Origin of the sequence: Streptomyces sp. AA1529 (genome assembly GCF_000280905.1) — a bacterium.
In the GTDB taxonomy this organism is placed as follows: Bacteria; Actinomycetota; Actinomycetes; order Streptomycetales; family Streptomycetaceae; genus Streptomyces.
On the sequence record NZ_ALAP01000035.1, the window covers coordinates 1 to 2,359 of the forward strand.

A 2,359-nucleotide genomic window follows, 5' to 3' on the forward strand; every position below is an offset into this window, starting at 1 on the left:
CGGGAAGCGCGGTCCCTCCACCACACCGTCGGTCAGCAGCGCCAGTGCACCCGGCTGGGTGAAGCGGTACTCGGTGACGGTGTAGGTCTGGCCCTCCAGGACGGCCAGCGGCAGGCCGATCTCCTCCGGTACGTGGTCGATGACACCGGACACTCCGTCGGCCCGCGCCCACACCGCGCCCGTGTGTCCGGCGCGCGCGGTCTGCACGCTCCAGGTGTGCGGGTCGAAGCGCAGGAAGACGCAGGTGGCGAAGAGCGGGTTGTCGATGGCGGCGAGCAGTTCGTTGGCGGTGTGCAGGATCTCGCCGGGGTCCGTGGAGCCCATGGCGGCCACGGCGCGCAGCGCGATGCGCACCTGGCCCATGTAGGCGGCGGCCTCCACGTCGTGCCCCTGGACGTCGCCCACCGAGAAGCTGAGGGTGCCGTCGGACAGCAGGAAGCCGTCGTACCAGTCGCCTCCGATGTCCAGGCCGTTGCGGGCCGGCGCGTAGCGGGCCGCGACGCGCAGGCCCGGCGCGGTGGGCAGGGTGGAGGGGAGCATGCCGCGCTGCAGGGCCTCGGCCAGCTCGACCCGCGCGCGCTGGACCTCGACCTCCTCACGGACCCGGGCGGTGAGCTGTCCGAGCTGTGAGAGCAGATCGTCCGCGCTCGCGGGCCGCGCGTGACGGTGCCGACCCCGACCCTCCATGATCCGAGCGTAGCCCCGGGCGGACGGCCGCGCCCGGTGAGCGCGTGCGTACGGAGGGCGGCCCCGGCGCCGGACGCGGCGGTGGGGCCGCGTCCGGCGCCGTCGTGCTGGGCGGGCGCCGTCCTGCCGACGCCGGCCGTGCTCCCGGGCGGCACCGCAGCGGGCCGGCGCACGACGGGGGCTGCCGGGTCAGTCGCTCCCGGCTTCCTGCGCGTCCGTGTCCTCCCGGCCCGCGCACAGCGCGGCCACCGACAGCGCGCCCCAGCCCACCGAGACGGCCACCGCCTTGGCGCGGGTGGCGCGGGGGAGGGTCGTGCCGAGCAGTACCGCGTCGCCGAGGTCGGCAGCGATCCGCAGCCAGGCCGCCGTCCGCAGCGCGGCGCCCTCCGGCGCCAGCACCAGGGCGAGGCCGCTGGCCGCGTCCCGCCAGGCCAGCGGCCGCAGCGAGGTCCGGGTGTCGGGCGCGGTCCGGCCGTCCTGGTCCACCAGCCCGGACGGTTTCGCCAGCAGCGCGGGCCACGCCGTGACGGCGGCTCCGTATACGGCCGTCGCCGCTCCGACAGCCCTCAGCAGTCCCACGCGCATCGCACTCTCCGCTCTCTCACTCGCCCCGCTCCCGCGGTCCGCGGGCCGGTGCGGGGCGTACCGCCGCCGGTGGTGGTCGGCGGCACCGTGCGCGTCGGCGCGCACCGCGGTACGGGGCGGAGGGCACGCGGTGGCCGCCGGGTGCACCGTACCTGCGACGGGGCGCGTCCGGGTGCCGAACCGGCGGCCGGAGGCCGGGTCTGCGGGCCGTCAGGTCCCGACCGGGGGACGGGACGCGGCCGACGGGTCCCCGTTCGGCGACTCTCCGCCTGCGGGGGCGCCGTCCGGGGGTGTGCCGTCCGGGAGCCCTGCGCCCGGGGGCCGTTCCCCCGCCGCCCCGGCCATCCGGGAGCGGGGCCGCCCGTAGCGGGAGTAGACCAGTGCACCGGCCGCCAGGAAGGCCGCGAACTGCAGCCAGGTGACCAGCGGCAGCCCGGACATCAGATACAGGCTCAGCGCCACGCCCAGCAGCGGCGACCAGGGGGAGAACGGCACCCGGAAGCTGCGCCGCAGTCCGGGCCGCGAGCGGCGCAGTGCCAGGACGCAGACGTTCACCACCGCCATGATCGCCAGGGTGCCGATCACCGTCATGTCGAGCACGACGTCCAGCGGCACCACGGCGGCGGGGACGGCGAAGACGAGGGCGACGATCCAGGTGTTGGCGACCGGGGTCGAGGTCCTGGGCGAGACGCGTGCGAACACCCGCGGCACCAGCCCGTCCCGGGACATCGACAGCAGGATCCGGGTCTGTCCGTACATCACCGCCAGCACCACCGAGGCGATGGCCACCACCGCACCCAGCGCGATCACGGTCGAGCCGAATGCCGAGCCCGTGGCGTGGTCGACGATCAGCGAGAGCGCGGCCGGCTTGCCGCCGACCTGCTCCCAGGGCATCGCGCCGATGGCCGCGACCGACACCAGGCAGTAGAGCAGCGCCACGCAGCCGATGGTCACCAGGATCGCCAGCGGGATGTTCCGGCGCGGGTTCCTGACCTCCTCACCGGCCGTGGAGATGGCGTCGAACCCGATGAAGGAGAAGAAGGCCAGCGAGGCCCCGGCTCCGATGCCGCCCAGGCCCTCGGGTGCG

The 2,359-nt window shown here is 75.8% G+C and carries 3 protein-coding genes; all 3 read right to left on the minus strand.

Annotation, left to right across the window (positions count from 1 at the left end; translation table 11 throughout):
* The coding region (locus A949_RS0110590; RefSeq protein ID WP_019355982.1) for a PP2C family protein-serine/threonine phosphatase at positions 1–687 on the minus strand (687 nt) is incomplete at its 3' end.
* A 189-nt stretch (positions 688–876) separates the two neighbouring features.
* The gene (locus A949_RS0110595; RefSeq protein WP_026004532.1) at positions 877–1,272 is read right to left on the minus strand and encodes a hypothetical protein; all 396 of its coding nucleotides are present in this window, start codon (positions 1,270–1,272) and stop codon (positions 877–879) included.
* Positions 1,273–1,482: 210 nt separating this feature from the next.
* On the minus strand, positions 1,483–2,359 hold an 877-nt coding region (locus A949_RS33090), incomplete at its 5' end, for an APC family permease (protein ID WP_019355984.1).